This window comes from Paenibacillus gorillae (genome assembly GCF_000513275.1).
In the GTDB taxonomy this organism is placed as follows: Bacteria; Bacillota; Bacilli; order Paenibacillales; family Paenibacillaceae; genus Pristimantibacillus; species Pristimantibacillus gorillae.
In genome coordinates this window covers 1-21063 of the sequence record NZ_CBVJ010000095.1, presented here as the reverse complement: position 1 = coordinate 21063, position 21063 = coordinate 1, and the positions used below count along the sequence as shown (strand labels likewise).

The window sequence follows — 21063 nt, the reverse complement described above, 5'->3', positions numbered from 1 at the left end:
TAACGTACAGCTTCGTGTCTTATATGGGGCACTGGTTTACGTGAATACAGTGCCAAGAACTAGAGACATTCGCGAGTAATGCTGTGAAGCAGACTAATGCTGTAGATTGCTCTGCCTAAGCTAGCGCTTGAAGCTGCTCCAGATCGACTCGGGCTTAACACCCAGCTCTCCAGCAATTAATTCCGCTGTGAGACGCTGGGGCTTTTTGATTTTACCGTTGCGAATTTTTGAAATGGTCGTCAGCGAGATCAGTGTGGATTGGGCAAGCGAAGTGGCGGAAATATTTTTGTTGAGCATGAGCATACGAAGCTTGTAGGACGAATCTTCATCCTGTGTATGCAGATCCAGCTCTGTAATAATGATCGAGAAGCTCCGAAAGGTTTTGTTGCCATAGTAGAAAGGTTTAATGAGCGCCGAAGCCAGATAGGATTTGTCGCTGATGGACATTCGAAGCTCCATTTGTTCCTCCGAGCCGTTCTTGCGGGCATTTTCCATTACACGTCGCAGCGGCTTGACACTGTCCTCCGCTACAAAATCGAACATCAGCTGATTGACCAGACTAGAAGTCCGCTGCTTGAGCGGCGTATAGTAACGTTTGGCGTCCATGATCCGATACTGCTCGGATACGCTCAAGGTCATTACGATCTGATTTTCTTGGGCAAAATCATCTATCCAATTCGGCTCGGACAAATCTTTGCAGTTTACGATGTAGCCGGTAAGATTATCCTCCTGCAGCTTTCGGCATGTCAGTTTTACTGGAATAGGCGCTGTAAGGCGTGCAATCAGCTCCCACTCGAAGGAAGAGTCGCCTTCCTCTTCGGTCAGGAGCGTCATGAGATGATGGAAGGGGAGATCTTCCTTCAGCAGGCTGTCCGGGTCAATATCGGTAAGCTCATTGTTCTTATATCCGGTAAGTAAGGTGAAAGCTTCATTAACATCGCGGACGTACCAACGGTTGTGTTCGAATTCGACGATCATCATGGGGTCGTCCAGCATATCAAAAATGTTGTACATCTAGATGGCACCACCTTGGCGTATATTGGTCTAAAAAAGTATATGATATGTTTTTTGACTGTTTGAGTTAGTAAATCTAACATTGATTCATTACTTTAAATTATATTAGAAAATAGTGAAATGACAATACATAATCGCATAATAGATATGACTGAAATTAGGACAAACTAAAAGCGAGCCATAGATTGGCAAAAAAAATGTTCAAAAACAGGAGATGAATGCGGTGAGCTCAGCTATTTTATTTGATTTTGCCGATGCTGCAAGCGCCTCGGTGGCTTGCGATACGCTTCAGGAGCTTGGTTATGAGCCGATGCTTCATGAAGGCAACCGGGTACATATTCATGTGGATGGAGTGGATTTGACTTCTGCTCTGGAAATTGCGCAGGCTCATGGCGGGAGGCTGGTGGAGCAGGCGTCAATCCGCTCGGAGGCCATAACGAATACTGCCTATTCGCTGGATGCGATTACGATTCCGGCACATGTCGTCAACGAGGATCTGAATGCGCAGGATGAGTTAGACGAGGGGTTGCAAAACTGGAATGATGACGCCGACGAATACCGTGACGAATTCAAACCCGATGACGGCAGCTATAACCGTTTTAGCGGATAGGGTAGGAGAGAGGAGGCTCTAGCAGCAAATAAAATGCAATAGTGCATTTTGTTTGGCTCAAAACGACTGATAATGGGATTCCAAATGCAAATATGCATCTGGAATCCATCATTTAGGCGGGATTGACGGTTTTAGAGGTGATCAAAATGTATTTTTGCATTTTGAAGACTTGTTCCACCTAAAAAAGCTCCATCAAAATGCACTTTTGCATTTTGATGGAGCTTTTTGGTTTGCTCAGTCGAAGGATTTCGGCGTCTAAGTGATAGTAGGCCGAATGTGACACTAGACAACTAAACTTATGACTTACTTGTTAATGGCCTCCGCCGCGGCGCTCTTCCCGGCGTTGTAGCCGGTCGAGAAAGCTGCGGTAATGTTATAGCCGCCGGTGTAGCCATGGATGTCGAGCACCTCGCCGCAGAAGTAGAGGCCTTCCGCAAGCTTGGACTGCATCGTTTGCGGATGAATTTCTTTCAAATGCACGCCGCCGCCGGTGACGAAGGCTTCCTCAATCGATAACGTGCCGTTCACGGCAACGGGGAAGTTCTTTATCCTTTTTGCCAGTTCCAGCCATGGCCCTTTCGGAATGTTGTCAAACGTAATGTCACCGTTGATGCCGCATTGCTGCAAGAGCAGCTCCAGCAGCCGTTCTTGGACATAAGAGCGAAGCACATTTTTGACCGCTTTTTTCGGCTCCTGACGGGAGAGGCTCAGCGTTTCCTCGTATACTTCAGCTTCCGAGCGTCCTGGCATCAGATCGATTGTAACGAGTACTGTCGACTTTTCGCTGCCGGCATTTTTCTTTAATTCCTTTACGACGAACTGGCTGCAGCGCAGTGCCGCAGGGCCGGATAGTCCAAAATGGGTGAAAATCATGTCGCCGTCATGCGATATGAGCTTTTTACCCTTTGCGTTCCATACCGTAAGAGTCACGTCGCGAAGCGACAGTCCCTGCAGGACACGGTTGTGAATCCAATGCTCCTTGGAGGTTAGAGGTACTTCGGTCGGGAACAGATCGGTTATCGTATGCCCGGCTTTCTTGGCCCACGGATATCCGTCGCCAGTGGAACCGGTATGAGGAACGGATTTGCCGCCTGTCGCAATAATAACGGACTTCGCAGCTATTATATCGCCGGATGCCAGCCGTACTCCTTGAACTGCGCCAGCATTATAGAGCACCTCTTTAACCGGCATATTAACCCGGATTTCAACACCTTGGTCCCGCACTTTGCGCACCAGAGCATCGACGACGGTCTTGGCTTTATCGGATACCGGAAACATACGGCCGTTATCTTCTTCTTTCAATGCGATGCCCATTCCTTCGAAAAAAGCGATAATATCGCGGTTGCCGAATTGATTCAGTGCGCTGAACAAAAATCTGCCGTTGCCCGGAATATGGCGAATCAATTCGTCCATCTCTTTGACGTTAGTAACGTTGCAGCGTCCGCCGCCGGAAATGCCCAGCTTGCGGCCCAGCTTGTCTCCTTTATCGATGAGCAGGGTGCGGGCGCCCTCCGCGCTTGCCGCAACTGCGGCCATTAGTCCGGAGGGGCCTCCGCCAATAATAATGACATCAAACATCGTTCACTCAGCCTTTCTTTCTTAACTGCTGTCTATTGTAACATTGATTGGATTGAAATTTGTACAGAACCTTCTATGGTAGCGTTTGCAAATGCGGTTTATAATAAAAGAAACATTCGCATGAACGGAAGAAGAAAGAAGGAGGCAATCAACCAAGAAGTTAGGGGGAGCAAGCAATTAAAAACCAAGAACGGAGGGTGTGACAAGAATGAAGCGTCTAGAATGGGAACTCGTTGGATCAGACGGCGTAAAGCTGTTCGTGCGGGAGTGGAAGCCGGAACATGATCTCCAGCCCGTGGAACGCGGCGTTGTCTGCTTGCTCCATGGCATGGGAGAGCATGGTGACAGGTACGCGCATGTTGCCGCCAGATTAACGGCGGAAGGCTTTGCAGTACTGGCTATGGATCAGCAAGGACATGGACGTACGGCCGGGAGCAGAGGACATATGCCGTCCGTAGAGAAGACAGTCAGTCATGTCGGCAAGCTTCTGGAAGCAGCTTCTGAGCGCTATCCCGGCTTGCCCCGCTATTTGTACGGGCACAGCATGGGTGGAAATGTCGTGTTGAACGCAGCTCTTCGTTTAAAGCCGGACATACAGGGCGTCATTGCTTCAAGTCCATGGCTGCGCCTTGCTTTTTCTCCGCCTGCTGTTCAGCTTTGGGTAGGCCGTATTATTTCGCGTGTCGCCCCTGGCCTGCCTCAATCAACCGGCTTAAAGCCGGAACAGCTTTATCGGCCGGGATATCCGCATGTCTCACCGATTGAAGGGGACCCTTTGAATCATACTCGAATAACGGTAAAGACATTTCTTGAAATTCAGTCTGCCGGAGAGTGGGCACTAGCTCACATACAACAGTTGAATATACCGCTTCTTCTGCTGCATGGAAGTGCGGATCAAGTAACCTCTTATGCGGCTAGCGCGCAGGCGGCGGTAAAGCTGGGGGACCGGTGCCGCTTTATTAGCTGGGACGGAGGCTTCCATGAGCTGCACAATGATGTTGATGCCGAGCGTGTGATTGATTCTATTATAGAATGGTTGAAACGCTAATTGTAAAAAGATGTCGTTTATGTTTTAATCGGACTACAGAACAATAATCAATGTTATAATACCTGCCAAACGTCGAAGCTGCGGCAATCTATCCGGAATGCGATTAGAGGGAGACTGATCGTCCGTGTTGAAAGAGATGCTGGTCCAATTTCTTATTTCATTGTTGCCTGTATTTGCGTTTCAGCTCTGGAGCAATCGCGGAAAGGGCTGGAATGGAGTTCCCGCCTTTTTAAGCCTGTTCAGCGGTGTATCGGTTATGCTGTGCATGCTGGCCAGCTACAAGCTCAACGACTATGAAATGAACTTTAGAATGATACCGTACCTCATTGGCAGTCTGTATGGCGGGCCTTATGCTGTGCTGGGGCTGTCCGTGCTCTACACTATACTTAGAATTCCCACTTTGGAGTCAGCGACGGAAGTGGTCTTCTTTGTAGCTTTCATGGCGGCCTATATACCGGCCATGCTGTTTATTTCCAAGCCATTCCAGCGTTCCCCGCGTTACAAAAAGCAGCGTATCGTTATGGTTTTGATGACGACGGTATTGCTTTATTTTATAATTTCCATCGCCTATCACAGTTTCGAGCATGATATCGTTTGGACCAACCAGGTTGTGCTCTCGATCACCTTGTCCATAATCGGTTCACTTGCTTCGATATGGATATCTATATTCGTAATCGAAAGCTTGAAGGAGAACCAGCAGCTGCAATATGAAGTGCACCGGGTGTCGGTCAACCACCGGAGAGAGGTTGAGAAGCTGCAGCAATTCATTGATGAGACGACTTTCGGCGCTATTATCGTTAATCATCACGGCCGGATTACACATATTAACGAAATGGGCTATCGCCTGTTTCATAAACGGGCCAACATTTCCGAACGCAAAGAAATTGTCGGCAAATATTATTCTGCTTTCCTGCATGCTGACCATCAGGCCAGCGATATTCAATTGCTGCAAGAGGCATTGAAGGGGACAAGGACGAGCCTCGAACCGCTTATGGAGGATGGCAGAATGCTCGTCAAGACAGCATTTAGCATTCGTAATCTGACAAGTGGTGCGATTACAGGCGCTGCGCTGATTGCGCAAGATGTGACGGAGCTGAGCTTGCTGCGCAATGAAGTAGGCAGGATGGAACGGCTTAGTCTCGTAGGGCAGATGGCGGCCAGCATTACCCATGAGATCCGCAACCCTATGGCCGTCATACGCGGTTTTGTTCAGCTGATGAAGGAGCGAATGCCGGGCGAGCAGCAGCAGTATTTTCACATCATTATGGAGGAGCTTGATCGGGCTAACGCAATTATTAGTGATTTTCTATCATTGGCACAAAACCGCGCATTGGCGATGGAGATGAGCTCGCTTCATGAAATTATCCGTGAGATGGCTCCGCTTCTGGATGCTGATGCGAACATGCGGGGACAGTCGATTGAACTGGAGCTTTGCGAATACGTACCGCCCTTAATGCTGAACAACAAAGAGATCAAGCAATTGCTGCTCAATTTGGCGCGAAACGGAATGGAAGCGATGGGTGACAAAGGCGTGCTTCGGATGAAGACCGAATATATTCAGGATCAGGATCAGGAGCGGATCGAGCTCCGCATTCAGGACCAGGGGATCGGCATTCCGCAAGAGCAGATGCAGCATCTGTTTGAGCCGTTTTATACGACGAAATCCCGAGGAACCGGATTGGGGCTGCCGCTTTGTCTCAGCATCGCGGAGCGCCATAATGGCAAAATTGAGGTGGAATCGAAGGAAGGCGAAGGTACGACTTTCATCGTCTCTTTTAACCGGAGCGCTTAGGGCGACATATTGGCAAGAAGGAATGTACATACTATCGTTGGCGAAACTTTACATGATTCAGGAGGGAAGTCAACGATGGCTAATAACAAGGATAATAAAAAAGCTGCCCGTGATAAGGGCAGAGAGAACGTCGCGCCGGAATCAGCCGGTTTTGATAAAAAGCTGGACGGGCCTAATCGCCCTTCTACCTAGACGGGGAGACTCGTTGATGATAGGCAAGCATCAATCGTAATATGCAACCGGGGCCGAGCTGCTCCGGTTGCTTTATTTCCGGAAATGGCATCAGCCGTTTACACTTGTCATAAGGGGGGGTATAATAGTAACTAAATTTATGTAATTAAAGGAGTGTGTTCATATGTCGATGTCTTTTGAGAGATATATGTTAGATATGGTACAACCGATGCGTGATGATTTGACTCGTATTGGGATTCAAGAACTGCGTACGCCGGAGGAAGTAGAGGAAGCGATTCCTAACGCTACAGGCACAACGCTTATCGTTGTGAACTCTGTTTGCGGATGCGCAGCAGGCCAATGCCGTCCTGGTGTTGCCGAAGCGCTGCAGCATGCTGTAACGCCTGATCAATTGTATACCGTGTTTGCCGGCCAAGATAAAGAAGCTACGGCTAAGGCGCGCGAATATTTCGCACCGTATCCGCCGTCCTCCCCTTCCATCGCATTGATGAAAGACGGAGAACTCGTTCACTTCATCGAACGCCACCAAATCGAGAACCGTTCCGCAGATGATATCGCTGCTGATCTGACTGACGCATTCGACCGATTCTGCAAGTAATAATAGGGGGACCCTATGAGCTTACAACAAGAAATTATTGAACGGCTGGGCGTAAAGCCCGAGATTGATCCGCAGGCGGAAATTCGCCGCCGGGTCGATTTTCTGAAACAATACGTCAAGCAGTCGGGAACTGCCGGCTTGCTGATCGCGATTAGCGGAGGCATCGACAGCGCGGTTGCTGCGGGGCTCTGCAAAATTGCGACCGATGAATTGTCGGAGGAGTCGGGCCGTGAATATATGACGCTGGGCGTGTTCCAGCCTTACAGCGAGCAGACGGATATTCATGACAGCTACGCGGTTGCAGAGGCATTCGATCTGAAGCACCGCGTGGAGACGAATATCGGCGAAGCCGTTGATGAGATTGCAATCGAAGTCGAGCATGGCTTCAAAAAATTGGGCATGCCTCGTCATTTGAGCCGCGGCGGCAAGGGCAACGTAAAGGCAAGAACACGCATGGTCGTTCAATATGCGCTGGCGTTTGATCTTAACCTGCTCGTTGTCGGAACCGACCACGCTTCGGAGGCCATTACCGGCTTCTATACGAAGTGGGGCGACGGTGCAGTCGATATTACACCGTTAAGCACGCTTAACAAACGGCAGGTCCGCCAACTGGCAGCAGAGCTGGGCGTTCCGCAAAGCGTACTCGACAAAGCGCCGACAGCCGGGCTTTGGGACGGGCAAACCGATGAAGCTGAGCTCGGCATTCTGTATGACGAGAACAGTGCTTATCTCGAAGGCAAGGACATCGGTGCGGAAGCGAAGGAAAAGCTGGAGAAGCAATACTTGAAGACGGAGCATAAACGTTCTCCGATTCCGGGTATTTAATAAGGAAGGAGCTGTCCCGAATGGTCATCCATTGACCGTCCGGTGACGGCTTCTTTTTTTTTGCGGGCAGAGGAAAAGAGGCGATTTTGTCGAAACTAGGAGACAGGTACAGAATGGGATGCTGGGAGGCGGTATAATGCCAGACATATTGACGGTAGCGTTAATAGGGATTATTCTTTGCTCAATCGGAATGGGTGTGCTTGCTTACGTAATCCGCTCTGCCATCGATGCTTCCAAAACCTCGGCCAAGCTGGATGCACTGACGGATGAGTTGAAGATGTTAAGAAGGGACCTCCAGCAGCTGAAAGCGGGGCAGGAAGTCTCCGAAGGCCGAACACCTGAAATCAAACATATCATCAATCATAAAATATAGGGTGAATCAAGGAGGAGCAACGAATGACTGAACAGCATACTGCATTGATTACTGGAGCGGACCGTGGAGTGGGTCTTGCGCTGGCCGCACAACTTCTTAATAAAGGCTGGCAAGTGATTGCCGGGAGATACCTGACACAGTGGAAGGGGCTCGATGAGCTTCAGTCGCAATATCCGGATCAGCTGCGAATCGTAGAGCTTAACGTGGGAGATGACCAATCCGTAGCCACGGCTGCCCGGCAAGTAAGTGAATGGACAGACAAGCTGGACATGGTCATCAATAATGCCGCTATGCTAGGCGATATTCAGACGACAATAGGCGATGAGCTGAACTTTAATGAAATGCTTCAAGCTTTCAACGTCAATTCGCTTGGCGCGCTTCGGGTAACAAATGGCTTTCTGCCCCAAATTTTACGGAGCGACAGCAAGCTCATCGTCAATATTTCCTCTGAAGCAGGGAGCGTCGCTAATTGCTGGCGGACGAGCTGGTTCGGTTATGCGATGTCCAAGTCGGCGCTTAACATGCAGTCCATGCTCGTACATAGAGGCTTGAAGGACAAAGGGGGCAGAGTGCTTCTTCTGCATCCGGGTCATGTACAGAGCTATATGCAGGGCGAGCTTGATAACTCTGGAAAGTATACGCCGGAGCAGTCGGCTGCAGCGATATTGAAGCTGGCTGAGCGCCGCCTTGGCGACGAATGGAATGGCGAGGAGCTTGCACTCATTGATCCGGAGGGCCAAGTTATCCCTTGGTAGTTGGGGCAATCAGCTGTCCATGCTTTTGACTTCAAGGCTTTAATCTGTTAATGTCGGCTTCATATAAGAACGGAGTGGGGAAAATGATCGTCGGAATCGGGCATGATGTGACCGATATGGGGCGGATTGCTGCATTGCTGGAGAAGAAAATCGGCGGCCGGTTTATGGAGCGGATTTTGACAGAAGAAGAGAGAGAACTGTCTGCTTCCTACGCAGGCAATCGGCTGATTCAGTTTGTCTCAGGCCGGTTTGCCGCCAAAGAAGCTGTCGTTAAGGCGCTCGGCTGTGGAATCGGCGAGATGGTCGGCTTTACGGATATCAATATTTTGCGTGACGAGCTTGGCAAGCCCGTATGTGAGCTCTCAGCTGCCGCATGGTCCAGATTGGCGCTTGACCCGGGCCAGCTGCGTCTCCATGTCACCATAACGCATGACCGCTCAATTGCTTCGGCTGTAGCTATCGCGGAGCGGATCAAGGAATAGAATAAAAGCCGATAACGTCAGCGCTCTGTAATTGTTAGCGCGTCTTTATCGGCTTTTTTATTTATTTTTTCCCTGCCAGCCATGCAGCTAATCCAGCGATCTGTTCAGCTGTCAGCCGGTCTTTATATCCCTTCATCGTGCCGTTATTCGGAGAGCCCTCTTCAATTTGCTTGCGAATGTCGGCTTCATTCATTCTTGCGCCTACCTTCTGCAAATTTGTTGCGTCGCCAATTCTTCCCTGCAAGTCCGAGCCATGACAGCTGACGCAATTGGCTTTGTATACGGCTGCAGTATCGCCGGTGGCGTCCATATGAGATCTGGAAGCTGAACCGCTGCTGCTCGGACCTCCACAACCTGCTAAGACGGCCGCTAAGGAAATAACAGCCATAATTGATACATATTTGAATAGTTTATTGAAGTTCACTTTATGCTCACCTTTTCCATATGATTTTTTACGACGAGTCTATATAATAGAATATGGTTTAATAAGAGTATACAGGAGCAACAATGAAACCTACAAATGTACGAATTTTGCAGCATCAATTCACGCAATACAATGCTGAGGTCATTATGGCCGGGCAATCCGCATTTGCGGCGAGATGGTCGGACAAACGGTCCCAGCATAACTTTTTTCGCCTATGTTATATTGAGAATGGCAGTGCCCGCTTGGTCATTGACGGTCAGACCCATACGCTGCATCCGGGAAAGCTTTATTTGCTGTGGCCGGAAGTCGAGCAATCGATCGTCAATACGGGAAAAGGGGCGTTGAACGCGTCCTGGTGCCATTTCCGCTTAACGAATCAGGATCAGCTTCCCGCTTACCGGATGCAGCTGCCGCTTAGTATTGATGTCCCGGATGAACAGCATGTTATAGACTTGTTTCGTAAAATGGTGGTGTCGCAAGCCTCTTTGAACTTGTCCAAACAGCTGGTCATGCATGCTGCGCTGCTGGAGTTGGTCGCCTGCTTTTTAGATGAGAGCATAAATGTATTCGATTCCATTAAGATCGCCCCTGATACGAAAAAGTGGCAGGAGGTTCTCGGTTATATCGACGAGAACCTGCACCGCAACATTCAGATCGAGGAATTAGCGAAGGTTGCCTATCTGCATCCTAATTATTTCATCACGGCATTCCGAAGTCTGATGGGTTGTTCGCCTATTCAATATGTAACGGAGCAGCGGCTGAGCTTAGCCAAGCAGCTGCTGGCCGATACGAAGCTTCCTATCGCCGATGTAGCCATTCGGGCAGGAATGCTCAATCATTATTTATCGAGACTGTTCAAACGGCGGACCGGAATTACTCCGATGCAATACCGCCGGATCATGCAAAATTACAAGAAAACTCAGATTAAGGATTCAACTGCAAAAGGAAGTGAAGGACGATGAAGAGTGTAGCAGAGCAGCATTTCAGCCGGGAGCTGCTGTCCTGGTATCGGGCGAACAAGCGAACGCTGCCGTGGCGGGCGAACCGTGATCCTTACCGCATTTGGGTATCGGAAATTATGCTGCAGCAAACCCGGGTTGATACGGTTATTCCGTATTATGAGCGATTTATGGACCGTTTCCCGACGATCCGTGCGCTGGCGGAGGCACCCGAACCCGAAGTGCTGAAATGCTGGGAAGGACTCGGCTATTATTCTCGTGCCCGGAACTTGCAAGCAGGCGCTCGAATGGTGATGGAGCTTTATGGCGGCGAGGTGCCGGATGATAAAACATCTGTGGCCGGACTGAAGGGCGTCGGCCCCTACACGAGCGGAGCGATTATGAGCATCGCCTTTAACCGGCCGGAGCCGGCTGTGGACGGCAATGTGATGCGGGTGCTGTCCCGTTATTTCTGCTTGGAGGAAGATATCGCCAAGCCAAAGACGCGTATCGGAATCGAGAAGCTGGCTGTCTCACTTATTCCGGAAGGAGCAGCCGGCGATTTCAATCAAGGGCTGATGGAGCTAGGCGCGCTCGTATGTACGCCAAAGTCGCCTAGCTGCTTGCTGTGTCCGGTGATGGAGCATTGTGCCGGCCGTATTGCGGGCAAAGAGCATGAGCTTCCAATAAAGACGAAGGCCAAGCCGCCGCGTCCCGAGCATCGCGTTGCGGCGATTATCGTAGGATCGGGGGCGAACGCGGGCAAGGTGCTGGTTCGTCAACGGCCGGAAACCGGGCTGCTGGCGCAAATGTGGGAGCTGCCGCATCTGCTGCTGTCCAAAGAGCAATCCTATCTGCTTGCGATTGATGGAGCTGCTGCGAACGAGCAGGCAGCTGCCGGCGAGCTGCTGACGAAAGCAGTAGAAGCGGAAACGGGACTGCTGATCCGTCCCCGAAAATGGTTTATGGATGCAGAGCATGTATTCAGCCATATTCATTGGACGATGCGCTTTTATCTTGCTGATCTTGGTGCGGAAGATTACAGCCTTGCGGCTGAATCGGCCGCAGCTTATGAGACAGGCGGCGAAACTTCTTCAGAGGCCGTAGAGCAGCCTTATCGCTGGATTGGGCCGAAGGATATGGAGACGCTCGCCTTTCCGAATTTATTTTTACGTATTTTGCGGGAATATTGGGATTAACGAGTGAAGGAAACGGGGGAGCATAATGACAACGGGAACGATGCTGGAGCAGCTGCTGGAGCATAAAATCGTCGCGATACTTCGCGGCATTGAGGACCGGCATGCAGATGCAGCCGGACAAGCGCTAATTGACGGCGGTATCCGCCTGATGGAGATTACGATGAATACGCCGGGAGCAAGTGTCATGATCGAGCGCTGGCGTACTCTGTTCGACGGCAAAGCATTCATCGGCGCGGGAACCGTGCTTGACTTGGAGATGGCGAAGATCGCCGTAGACGCCGGTGCACAATATTTGATTACGCCGAATTTGGATGAAGCGGTTGTCGCATATGGCCGCGAGCGTGGTCTGTCGGTATGGCCGGGCGTAATGACGCCAACGGAAATTGTGAAGGCTTGGAAGGCCGGTGCAGATGCAGTTAAGATTTTCCCAATGGGGACGCTGGGCACGAAATATTTAAGCGAAATTCGCGGTCCGCTTGATCAGATTCCGATGATGGCGACGGGCGGAGCAGATTTGAACAATCTAGCCGAATATTTCAAGGCAGGTGCGAACGCTGTGGGCTTGGGCAGTAAATTAGTGAACCTGGAATGGATTCGCGAAGGGAAATATGATCAGGTGACGGAGCGTGCACGGCAGTTTGTCGATGCCGTTCGGGACCTGTAAGAAAGAAGGGCGCAATCGATGGCGGGAGCGGCAGTTATCGGCGCTGGAATCGCAATAGCGATTGCGGGCGCAGCAGCGGCATGGATATGGAGAATCGGGGTACGGAGTCAGAGCCCGAAGCGTAAAGAAGTGACGGGAATTGAGGATTCCCGGCTGATCGTGGACGATGTTGCTTTTGAAAACGCGGGCTCGAAGCTGGTCGGATGGCTGATTCGCCTGCCTGCTGCCGATACGGATCGTCCGCTGCCGGTGGTCATCGTTGCTCACGGCTGGGGCTCGAATCGTTCGAGGGTGCTGCGGTATGCGAAGCCCTTGTATGAAGCGGGCTATGGTGTTTTCTTATACGACGCGAGAAGCCATGGCGACAGCGAAGACATTAAAGCGCCGTCGGCTCTTATGTTCCGTGATGATGTGCTTGCAGCGGTACAGGCTGTACGCAGTCTTTCTGGAATCGATGCGGACCGGATCGTGGTGCTAGGCCACTCGTTAGGCGGATTTGGCGCTGTTTTATCGCTTGCACAAGGAATGAAGGTGCGGGCTGTCGTGACAGACTCCATGCCGGTTCACTTCGATACGATGGTCCGGTCGCAGCTCAAGGCTAAGGGACTGCCGTTTTTCCCGCTAGGTTATTTCATTCCTGCGATATGGCTGCTTCGCGCCAAAGTTCCCCGCGCCGTCGTACGGGAGGCCAATGTCCCCGATATATTACGGCAATATGCTGGGGAATCTGAAGCGGGGGCCCTACATAAAACGCCAGTCTATATGGTTCACTCGCTAGGCGACAGTTTTATTCCAGCACAGGATTTGCAGAAGCTGAAGGATACGCTCGCTCCCGGCACGATTGATACGCTGTTCGTTCAATCTGAAGGACACAGCGCTTCAGAGCAGGACTCGAAGTTCTGGGAGCATGTGCTGCCCTTCATTGACCGCTCTATGAAATGACAAATGACCCTATAAAAACAAAGGTGCCTGCGGCACGAAGCCGCAGGCGCAAGAGAGAATATATAATAAAGGGGGGTCATGTGTCTATTATAGAAGCGCAAGATGAAGCCAAGCTGAGTGGAATGTTACAATTGGATTACAAACTATAGAACGCTTTCAAAGAAGTTTGTGCTGATTCGTCTGCCGGCTCCCTGTTCCATGTGAGAGACAAAATGCAAATATACATTTGGTTGACCCTCGAAACGCCACAAAACCGCTATCAAAATGCAAAAGTACATTTGAAATCCATGTATTCGGCCTTGTTCAAGCCGTTTCAGCGAATCAGCCTGCACTTTTGCAGGTTGAACTCGCTAAATCGTCGATAAACCGGCTCGCAGCCTGCACTTTTACATTTTAATTTGTAAAAAAACAGCCAATCTGGCTGTTTTTTTAATGTTCACTTATTTACTTAAGCTATATTATTCAACCGATTCGATAAGAAGAGCCGCCTGGTATTGAGGCTGCTCCTGCATACTTCATACTTCCGCAGCAGCAGTTACTTCCACTCGTCAGCCAGCATGGCATAGACGCAATCATCATACCACTGGTCGTTCATTCGATAGCTTTTAACGAAATGAGCTTCTTTTCTAAAGCCTAGCCCCTCAAGAAGTTTAATCGACCGCAAGTTGTCAGGATCGACTGACCCTGTAATTCTATGTTTATTAAGCTGAATAAACAAATAATCCATCACTGCGCTAACAGCTTCCGCAGCGTAGCCTTTTCTTTGATATTCAGGTGAGAACGTATAGCCAATCTCCGCTTGGAAGCCGTCCTCCAGAAAATGAATGCCAACATCGCCGGCAAGAGAGCCATCTTTCAGGCAAACAGCCAGTTGCAGCCATGAATCACTTGTATTCGGCACAACGGCCATATTCGCTGTTAAAAAATTTTCCGCATCATCCCGATTTTCCGGCTTCCAAGATTGATATTTATAGACCTCGGGCATCGTACGGTAGCTGAAAAAAGCGTCCCTATCTCTCATATCCAGAATTCTGATGAATAAACGGTCCGTAATAATCATGTCGAAATTGCTCATTAGATGTCTCCAATCGATGTAAATACGAAGATTTTAAAGCGATATGTCAGCATTCTATATAGAAACGATATAAATGTCAAAAACACGGATAACACCGTCCTATGCACGCTAGGATGAATGCTGCTTGACGGTATCGCCCTCCGCCTGCGCCTTTACCCGCAGCAATGGCGGCAAACCGATCAAATAGCTGGTGCTGACGATGATGGTGCATATGCCGAGAATATAATGGAGCCAGGTAATCGTTATGAAAGCAGGGAAGGCGAGCGCGACAAAGCCAAGCGCCAGCGAATGACCAAGCATCATGACCGGCTCGATCAGCGCGTTGACTTTCCCGATGTTCTGCGGGGTAACGAGCTCAGGCATCCAGCTTCCGAGCGCTATATTTACCGGGGCAATCGTTATGCCAGCGAGCAGCACGATCGGCAGGTAGGCCCAGAGGTCGTTCGTCGTACCAAGCGCGATAATGATAATGCTGGACATAAATAATCCGGCGATCAGCACATTGGCCCGTGAGAACCGTCTAATAAATATTGGCCCAATGATGCTTCCGATTAAAAAACCGATGCCCAGAAAAATCGTAATGAGCGAGGAATGAACGATATAGTTGTCCGGGCTAAGCTTATATTTCATCGTAAAGATAGGGAGAACGGCAAATACGCCGTTGATGATGCCGAAGAACAGGAAGCCGGAGACGAGCATAAGGAGCAGCTTGAATTTGATGATGTAATCCAGCCCTTGCCGAAAATCTTTGATCAGCATCGCGAACCGCAAATCACGGAGCCGTTTCTTGCCGTTTGGCATAAGCGCTGTCTCTGAAAACTGGCAGAAAGACAATAGAATGCCAGAAAGGATGAAGCTGAAGCAGTCGACTATAATTGCGCCTTTAATTCCTAAATAGTAATAAGCCGTCGCGCCTAAGCTCATGCCAAACAGCAAGAATATACCTGTAATCATCTGATTGAGCCCTGAAGCCTGAACGTATTGCTCCGGCTTAATGCTTCCTTGCAGAAGCCCCATTTCGGCAGGACCAAAAAACTTCGACACCGCGCTGCGCAGAAACAGGATGAGGAAGCACATAAAGATGACATCATAGTGTACAAACAAGAGAAGCAGCAGCGTCAGACCTGCACGAATCCAATCGCTGTAGACAGCAATCCATTTCCGGTTGATCAAATCTGCGATCACGCCCACGATCCAGAACACAGCAAGGGTAGGCAAGGAATACATCAGCTCTGCCATTGTCGCTAAAGAGGGGCGCGTACTGAACCGGTCCACCAAGTAGTAGGCGAAAGCCATGTTTCCAACGACGGTACCTAACTGGGACAGGAAATTTGCCGCAAACAGCTTCGAGTAGATAGGGTTGCGAAATAGCGCGATCATATTCGGATTTCCTCCTCTATGTATGATGTTCTTACCGGACTTGAAGCAGCTGCTTTAAGTACTTGAGCATCTCACTCAGCTGAAGCTTCGTATCGGCGATTTCCGGACCTACCGCAATCGCATGCATCATAATGCCTTCCTGAAAGGAAGCGATTAGCCGGACAATGGCATCCACAGGCAAAACGGGTGTAAACTCGCCGCGATCAATACCTAGCTGCAGTAATTTTGCGAGCCTTGCAATACCGTGCTCAAACCGTGTGGTCAAACTTTCTCTTCGGGCAGCATCGCGCCATCCGGTTAGGAAATATTCGTAAAACGGAGGAAGGAAGCTTTCTTTAACAGAAAAAAGCGGCTCCATCTGCTGGGGGGAGTAGATCTCCATTAAGACATCCCATATTGAAGCATGGCGAGTGAGCAGCTCCTCCATATGCTGCTCATAATAGAAGTCCGACTGCTGAAGCAGCGCTTCGAATATTTCTTCCTTGGTCTGAAAATATAAATAAATCCATCCCCGGCTCATGCCGGTTTCTTCCACGATATCTTTTAAGGTAGCAGGCTCGTAACCTTTTTGAATAAAAACCCGCCTGGCAGCTTGTAAAATTTCTTGTCTTCGCTGCTCTTTTTGCTGATCAGAGATTCGGGGCGACAAAGTAATCTCCTCCTTATTCTATAAAATGAACCGCGTGTCATTTTAAATTATAATGACACGCGGTTCATTTTACAATAGCAAAAAGAAAAATCTACCCTAGCGAATAAGGCTGGGATACAATATTACAAGATATGATGACATCTTGCATTGCGGGAGTTAGTAGAGATGAACAAAAGCTGGATTATTAAAATAGCGGTTATGCTGCTCGCGGTTAGTTTGCCGGGCTATTTGCTGGTTCAATTTGCGATGTCCGGTGCCAATACGAAAGTTGAAGCAAGGGAAGGCTTGCTGGATTTAAGCCATTGGAGCTTCGAGCAGGAAGGCAGCATCGAACTGAAAGGTGAGTGGGCCTTCTATTGGAACCAGCTTCTCACGCCAGATAATGTGGAAACCGGGTCTGCTGAGCAGACAATGATTCAGGTGCCGGACAAATGGAACGGCTATTTACAGGAGATTGAGGGGGTTAACCGGGCAACCGGGTACGCGACTTACCGTCTCCAAATCAAGTTAAGTGATGATCAGGCAGGGATATACGGCATTCGGACTTCGAACATCCGGATGGCCAACCGCATATTCGTAAACGGTCACGAAATCGGAGCCAGCGGATCCCCTTCTGCAATTGAACGAGAGAGCAAGCAGGGGAATGTGCCCTACACCCGATTTTTCCCGCTAACAGGGGGAACGACCGATATTTTGGTCCAAGTGTCGAATACGATGTATTCCAGCGGGGGGATGATTTATCCCATTATTTTCGGAGAGCAGGCTTCCATATTAAGCATACGAGATCATGCGGTGTTTAAGGAAGCGATTATGATTGCCGGTTTTATGATACCGGCTGCTTATTTTCTCATTCTGTACCAGTTCAGGCGGCAGGAGCGGGGTATGCTGTATTTGGGGCTGTACTGCCTTGTCGTCCTTCTCTATATTTTAACGCATGGCGAGAAGCTGCTTGTTTTGCTCATTCCTTCTTTTTCCTATGTGATATTGATGAAGCTGCAGTTTATCTCTTCAACACTCAGCTACTATTTTCTGCTTCTAGCGGCCGCTGCGCTTAATCCTAAAGCTGTACATAAGAAGGCAATGCTGTTCTTTCATTCGCTGGCTGCGCTGCTGATGACGTTTGGCGTATTCCTTCCTACAATGACTTTGTCCACATGGGAGTTAGAGCTAATTGGCTCCGGATTTTTAATGCTTCTGTTTTTGATGTATGTGATGATCAAAGGAATGCGGGGCAGTAAAGCGGACGCCCTGTTCATGCTAATGAGCATGCAAAGCATTGTGGCTGTTATTGTAGTCAGCGTGCTGCAGGTGCTTGGCATCTATAACGATCAAGTGCTTATTCCCTACGAAATGCTCGTATTCGTTGTAGCGCAAGCACTTTTGCTTGCCCAGCGCTTCGCGGGCTCCGTCCGTGCAGTTGAAGAGCTCTCAAGCCGGTTGATGACTCTGGACGGGTTAAAGGATGAATTTATGGCCAACACGTCACATGAATTGCGGACGCCGCTGCATGGTATGATCAATATCGCCCAATCGATGCTGGAGGGTGCTGCCGGAGCTGTTGGCAGCCAGAAGCATGCGGACAATTTGGCGATGATCGTCACGACAGGCAAACAGCTATCCCTGTTGATTAATGATATTTTGGATTTCTCCAAGCTGAAGAACGGCGAGATCGAGCTGCAGAGACGTGCGGTACATTTGCCGTCTGTTGCCCAATCCGTACTGGAGGTCATTCCTTATTTGCTGAAAAAAAAGCAGATCATGATCGTTCAGCATTGGCCGGAGCAATTACCGCTTCTAGATACGGATGAGGACCGGCTGAGACAAATTTTGTACAATCTTCTTGGCAATGCTGCGAAATTTACAAGCAAAGGACAAATTACCCTCTCTGCCAGGGAAGCGGGCGGCTTCATCACGATAACGATTGAGGATACCGGTATCGGCATAGCAGCTGATCGTCTGAAGACGATTTTTAACGCGTTTGATCAGGGGGGCTCCGCCGCTCATCGCGAGTATGCGGGAACGGGGCTTGGACTCAGCATTACGAAGAAGCTGATCGAGTTGAACGGAGGCCGGATCAAGGTGGAGTCGAGGCTTGGTCAAGGCTCAAGCTTTATATTCTCCTTGCCTGTTGCGAAGCTGTCAGCGCTGCCAGCTCCGGCGCATCCCGAAATTTTGCAGCAGGTGGTTGAGACGGCTCTAGGGGCCATACCGCAGCAAGCCGGACTTGCGCAGAATAACGACGGATCAGAGGGAGACCGCTCTATTCGAAATCGGAGCCAAGAAGGGTTTCGGGTGCTGGTCGTCGATGATGATCCGGTCAATTTGCAGGTGCTCATTAATTTGCTCACGCTGGAGCAATACGAGGTTACTGCGGTAACCGGTGCGGAGGAGGCGCTGATGTCGCTTAAGGGCGCTCATACTTATGATCTGGTCATTACTGATTGGATGATGCCGGGCATGTCGGGGCTGGAGCTGTCCCGCGCCATTCGGGAGCGGTTTATGCTGTCGGAGCTTCCTGTCCTTCTGCTGACTGCAAGAAGCCGGCCGGATGATATCCGCACAGGCTTTGAAGCGGGTATCAATGATTATTTAAGCAAGCCGGTAGACGCAGGGGAGCTGAAAGCGAGAGTCCGGACGCTGCTGGAGCTGCGCCAATCGGTTCGGATGGCGGTACAGTCCGAGCTGGCATTTTTGCAGGCGCAGATCAAGCCTCATTTTTTATACAATGCATTGAACACGATTATTGCCTTTTGTCCGACGGAGCCTTATAAAGCAATGGATTTGCTGATCGAGCTAAGCCAGTATTTGCGCAGCAGCTTCGACTTCCGCAATCGCGACCGTCTGATTTCCTTGGATAAGGAGCTGGAGCTTGTACAATCCTACTTGACGCTCGAAAAGGCGAGATTCAATGAGAGACTAAAGGTGGAGCTTGATCTAGAGGGGGATATGCATGTACGGATACCTCCGTTATGCATTCAGCCGCTAGTGGAGAATGCGATTAATCATGGCGTTATGAAAAAGGAGCCTGGCGGTACAGTTACAATAAAGGTTCGTCAGACGGAAAGCCTCATTAGCATTGAGGTTGCCGATAACGGGGTAGGGGTAGACGAGGAAAGGCTGTCACGAGCTCTATCAGATGGGGAAAGGGTTGGGCTTAAAAATATTAACCGCAGGCTGCGTATGCTGTATGGAGAGGAATTGCATGTAGCCAGCCAGCCGATGCAAGGGACGACAGTCAGCTTCCAGATTCCCGTGACGCTCAGGCATTAAAAGCGACTGCGAGATTGGATGGGAAGAAGCATCTCCCGTCTTCTCGTGGCGAGGCTTTAATTTATGCCGCCAGTCCTTTGACTAGGAGCTTGTGCTGCTTCTGCAAGTACCTCTGCTGCGATGTTCCCGGCCGCATCTTCCGCATTATGATGGCTGTAATAGGTGCTTGGTACTGTCGTGTCAATGCCGGTTACAGAGCTGCCGTTTTTGATAGGCGTGATTCTGGTCATTAAACCCGTATCCGCATTATCGGTGACGGCTGCGCCGGGATCTGCAGTTTCGGCTCCGTACTTTACCAATCGTTCCATAGAGCCGTTTAGTGACATAACAGGCTTTTCGGTGTCTGGGGCTAAGCCTTCGTTGTATTCCGGGGCTGCCACGATGTTGTTGCTGCGAGAAAGGTAGGCTTTTCCATTCGGTAAAAAAGCAATGGAGTTAAGGGAAGTAATCGGCGAGCTGCTCTTCTTAGTGATTTGACTACCGTCTGGTTTTACCGTGTAGAGGTGCAGATCATTCTCCCCAACGATGTAAATCGTACCATTAGGATCAACGCTTAAGCCGTATAAAGGCGTGCTGAAATGATCTATAATTTTAGTTGCTTGGCCTTGTCCTGGCGTGAACTTATAAATGCCTTTACTGGCATAGTCGGTAAAATATAAATTGTCCTCTGCATCAAAGCTGATTCCATAAACATAGCTTAAGTTGGTTGCATAATAATTTGTGCTTACAGCAGCTGCGGCGGAAGAAGAAAGCGGCAGGCTGGTCAGATCGCTTTTAGCAATTTTTTTGATAACCGCTTTGTTATCATCGACTGTATAGAATAAATCTCCCGCTTGATTGAGAGCAACGGACATCGTCCTGTTTAACTCCAGCACTTTAGTCACAACTCCAGTATGAATGTCTGCCCGATAAATACCGCCTGGATTGTCTCGTTGTGCTGCGTAGATATAGCCGTCATGGTAACTGATAGCTCTCGCGCCGGTGAGTTGTACGCTATTGAATTCGCCGCCTGTAGTTATCGAAGGATCAGGTGCCGCTAAAGCGCTGGACAGCGGAAATGCTCCGGTGAGCATTAACAAAATCAATAGTATAGCTGTTATTCTTTTCATGCCAAGTAACCCACTCCTACTCGTCGTTGTTAAACAGAAACGAATCTATCGTATACAACAACGCTGAACCAATTCTGAGCAAATTCGACATTATTCAACGTTTACTCGCCTAATAAAAAGTCCGGCAGCGGGATCAGACCTCGCGC

The 21063-nt window shown here is 49.6% G+C and carries 21 protein-coding genes; 14 read left to right on the top strand and 7 right to left on the bottom strand.

The genetic code is table 11. The features are described from left to right. Positions 1-120: 120 nt before the first annotated feature. A complete protein-coding gene (locus TY10_RS16985) occupies positions 121-1014 on the bottom strand; it encodes a helix-turn-helix domain-containing protein (RefSeq protein WP_042165941.1) in 894 nt (297 codons plus the stop codon). 214 nt (positions 1015-1228) lie between these two features. Between TY10_RS16985 and TY10_RS16980 the strand changes: the two genes are divergently transcribed. After that, positions 1229-1624, top strand: coding sequence for a hypothetical protein (locus TY10_RS16980; protein WP_042165940.1), 396 nt, complete (start codon positions 1229-1231; stop codon positions 1622-1624). A gap of 303 nt (positions 1625-1927) precedes the next feature. Here the strand turns inward: TY10_RS16980 and TY10_RS16975 are convergent, their stop codons facing one another. Then, a complete protein-coding gene (locus TY10_RS16975) occupies positions 1928-3202 on the bottom strand; it encodes a BaiN/RdsA family NAD(P)/FAD-dependent oxidoreductase (protein ID WP_042165937.1) in 1275 nt (424 codons plus the stop codon). A 208-nt stretch (positions 3203-3410) separates the two neighbouring features. Here TY10_RS16975 and TY10_RS16970 point away from each other — a divergent pair, with 208 nt between their 5' ends. The 8 genes from TY10_RS16970 (at position 3411) to acpS (ending at position 9267) form a co-directional block, all read left to right on the top strand. Then, positions 3411-4250 (top strand): alpha/beta hydrolase, encoded by an 840-nt coding sequence (locus tag TY10_RS16970; RefSeq protein ID WP_042165935.1) that lies wholly within the window; start codon positions 3411-3413, stop codon positions 4248-4250. Between the two features lie 124 nt (positions 4251-4374). Beyond that, the gene (locus tag TY10_RS16965; protein WP_052350602.1) at positions 4375-6042 is read left to right on the top strand and encodes an ATP-binding protein; all 1668 of its coding nucleotides are present in this window, start codon (positions 4375-4377) and stop codon (positions 6040-6042) included. Positions 6043-6117: 75 nt separating this feature from the next. Beyond that, positions 6118-6234 carry a spore protein gene (locus tag TY10_RS31050; protein WP_202903198.1) on the top strand — a complete coding sequence of 39 codons (117 nt, stop codon included), beginning with the start codon at positions 6118-6120 and terminating at the stop codon, positions 6232-6234. A 163-nt stretch (positions 6235-6397) separates the two neighbouring features. Beyond that, positions 6398-6832 (top strand): BrxA/BrxB family bacilliredoxin, encoded by a 435-nt coding sequence (locus tag TY10_RS16960; protein ID WP_042165934.1) that lies wholly within the window; start codon positions 6398-6400, stop codon positions 6830-6832. Positions 6833-6847: 15 nt separating this feature from the next. Then, the gene (gene nadE, locus TY10_RS16955; RefSeq protein ID WP_042165932.1) at positions 6848-7657 is read left to right on the top strand and encodes an ammonia-dependent NAD(+) synthetase; all 810 of its coding nucleotides are present in this window, start codon (positions 6848-6850) and stop codon (positions 7655-7657) included. Positions 7658-7793: 136 nt separating this feature from the next. Further along, a complete protein-coding gene (locus TY10_RS16950) occupies positions 7794-8030 on the top strand; it encodes a hypothetical protein (RefSeq protein ID WP_042165931.1) in 237 nt (78 codons plus the stop codon). A gap of 23 nt (positions 8031-8053) precedes the next feature. Beyond that, entirely contained in the window at positions 8054-8785 is a 732-nt protein-coding gene (locus TY10_RS16945; RefSeq protein WP_042165928.1) for an SDR family NAD(P)-dependent oxidoreductase, read from the top strand. Between the two features lie 83 nt (positions 8786-8868). After that, a complete protein-coding gene (acpS, locus tag TY10_RS16940) occupies positions 8869-9267 on the top strand; it encodes a holo-ACP synthase (RefSeq protein ID WP_042165927.1) in 399 nt (132 codons plus the stop codon). A gap of 61 nt (positions 9268-9328) precedes the next feature. Here acpS and TY10_RS16935 read toward each other — a convergent pair whose 3' ends face one another. Further along, positions 9329-9691, bottom strand: a complete 363-nt coding sequence (locus tag TY10_RS16935; protein WP_238327730.1) for a c-type cytochrome — start codon at positions 9689-9691, stop codon at positions 9329-9331. Between the two features lie 83 nt (positions 9692-9774). Between TY10_RS16935 and TY10_RS16930 the strand changes: the two genes are divergently transcribed. The 4 genes from TY10_RS16930 to TY10_RS16915 are packed head-to-tail and all read left to right on the top strand — an operon-like array spanning position 9775 to position 13434. Then, positions 9775-10653, top strand: coding sequence for a helix-turn-helix transcriptional regulator (locus TY10_RS16930; RefSeq protein WP_042165924.1), 879 nt, complete (start codon positions 9775-9777; stop codon positions 10651-10653). Continuing rightward, positions 10650-11828, top strand: coding sequence for an A/G-specific adenine glycosylase (mutY, locus tag TY10_RS16925; RefSeq protein WP_042165922.1), 1179 nt, complete (start codon positions 10650-10652; stop codon positions 11826-11828). The genes TY10_RS16930 and mutY overlap by 4 nt, the downstream gene beginning before the upstream one ends. A 25-nt stretch (positions 11829-11853) precedes the next feature. Next, a complete protein-coding gene (locus TY10_RS16920; RefSeq protein WP_042165919.1) occupies positions 11854-12492 on the top strand; it encodes a bifunctional 4-hydroxy-2-oxoglutarate aldolase/2-dehydro-3-deoxy-phosphogluconate aldolase in 639 nt (212 codons plus the stop codon). Positions 12493-12510: 18 nt separating this feature from the next. Next, positions 12511-13434 (top strand): alpha/beta hydrolase, encoded by a 924-nt coding sequence (locus tag TY10_RS16915; RefSeq protein ID WP_042165916.1) that lies wholly within the window; start codon positions 12511-12513, stop codon positions 13432-13434. A gap of 535 nt (positions 13435-13969) precedes the next feature. On the opposite strand, the gene TY10_RS16910 is transcribed toward TY10_RS16915, so the two are convergent. The 3 genes from TY10_RS16910 to TY10_RS16900 form a co-directional block, all read right to left on the bottom strand. Further along, entirely contained in the window at positions 13970-14509 is a 540-nt protein-coding gene (locus TY10_RS16910) for a GNAT family N-acetyltransferase (RefSeq protein ID WP_042165913.1), read from the bottom strand. A 108-nt stretch (positions 14510-14617) separates the two neighbouring features. Beyond that, a complete protein-coding gene (locus TY10_RS16905; RefSeq protein WP_052350601.1) occupies positions 14618-15889 on the bottom strand; it encodes an MFS transporter in 1272 nt (423 codons plus the stop codon). Between the two features lie 31 nt (positions 15890-15920). After that, positions 15921-16538, bottom strand: a complete 618-nt coding sequence (locus tag TY10_RS16900; RefSeq protein WP_042165912.1) for a TetR/AcrR family transcriptional regulator — start codon at positions 16536-16538, stop codon at positions 15921-15923. A 165-nt stretch (positions 16539-16703) separates the two neighbouring features. On the opposite strand from TY10_RS16900, the gene TY10_RS16895 reads away from it, so the two are divergent. After that, complete coding sequence (locus tag TY10_RS16895) at positions 16704-19808, top strand: hybrid sensor histidine kinase/response regulator (RefSeq protein ID WP_042165910.1); 3105 nt, start codon at positions 16704-16706, stop codon at positions 19806-19808. Positions 19809-19864: 56 nt separating this feature from the next. On the opposite strand, the gene TY10_RS16890 is transcribed toward TY10_RS16895, so the two are convergent. Further along, positions 19865-20917, bottom strand: a complete 1053-nt coding sequence (locus TY10_RS16890) for a hypothetical protein (protein ID WP_042165907.1) — start codon at positions 20915-20917, stop codon at positions 19865-19867. Positions 20918-21063 lie beyond the last annotated feature (146 nt).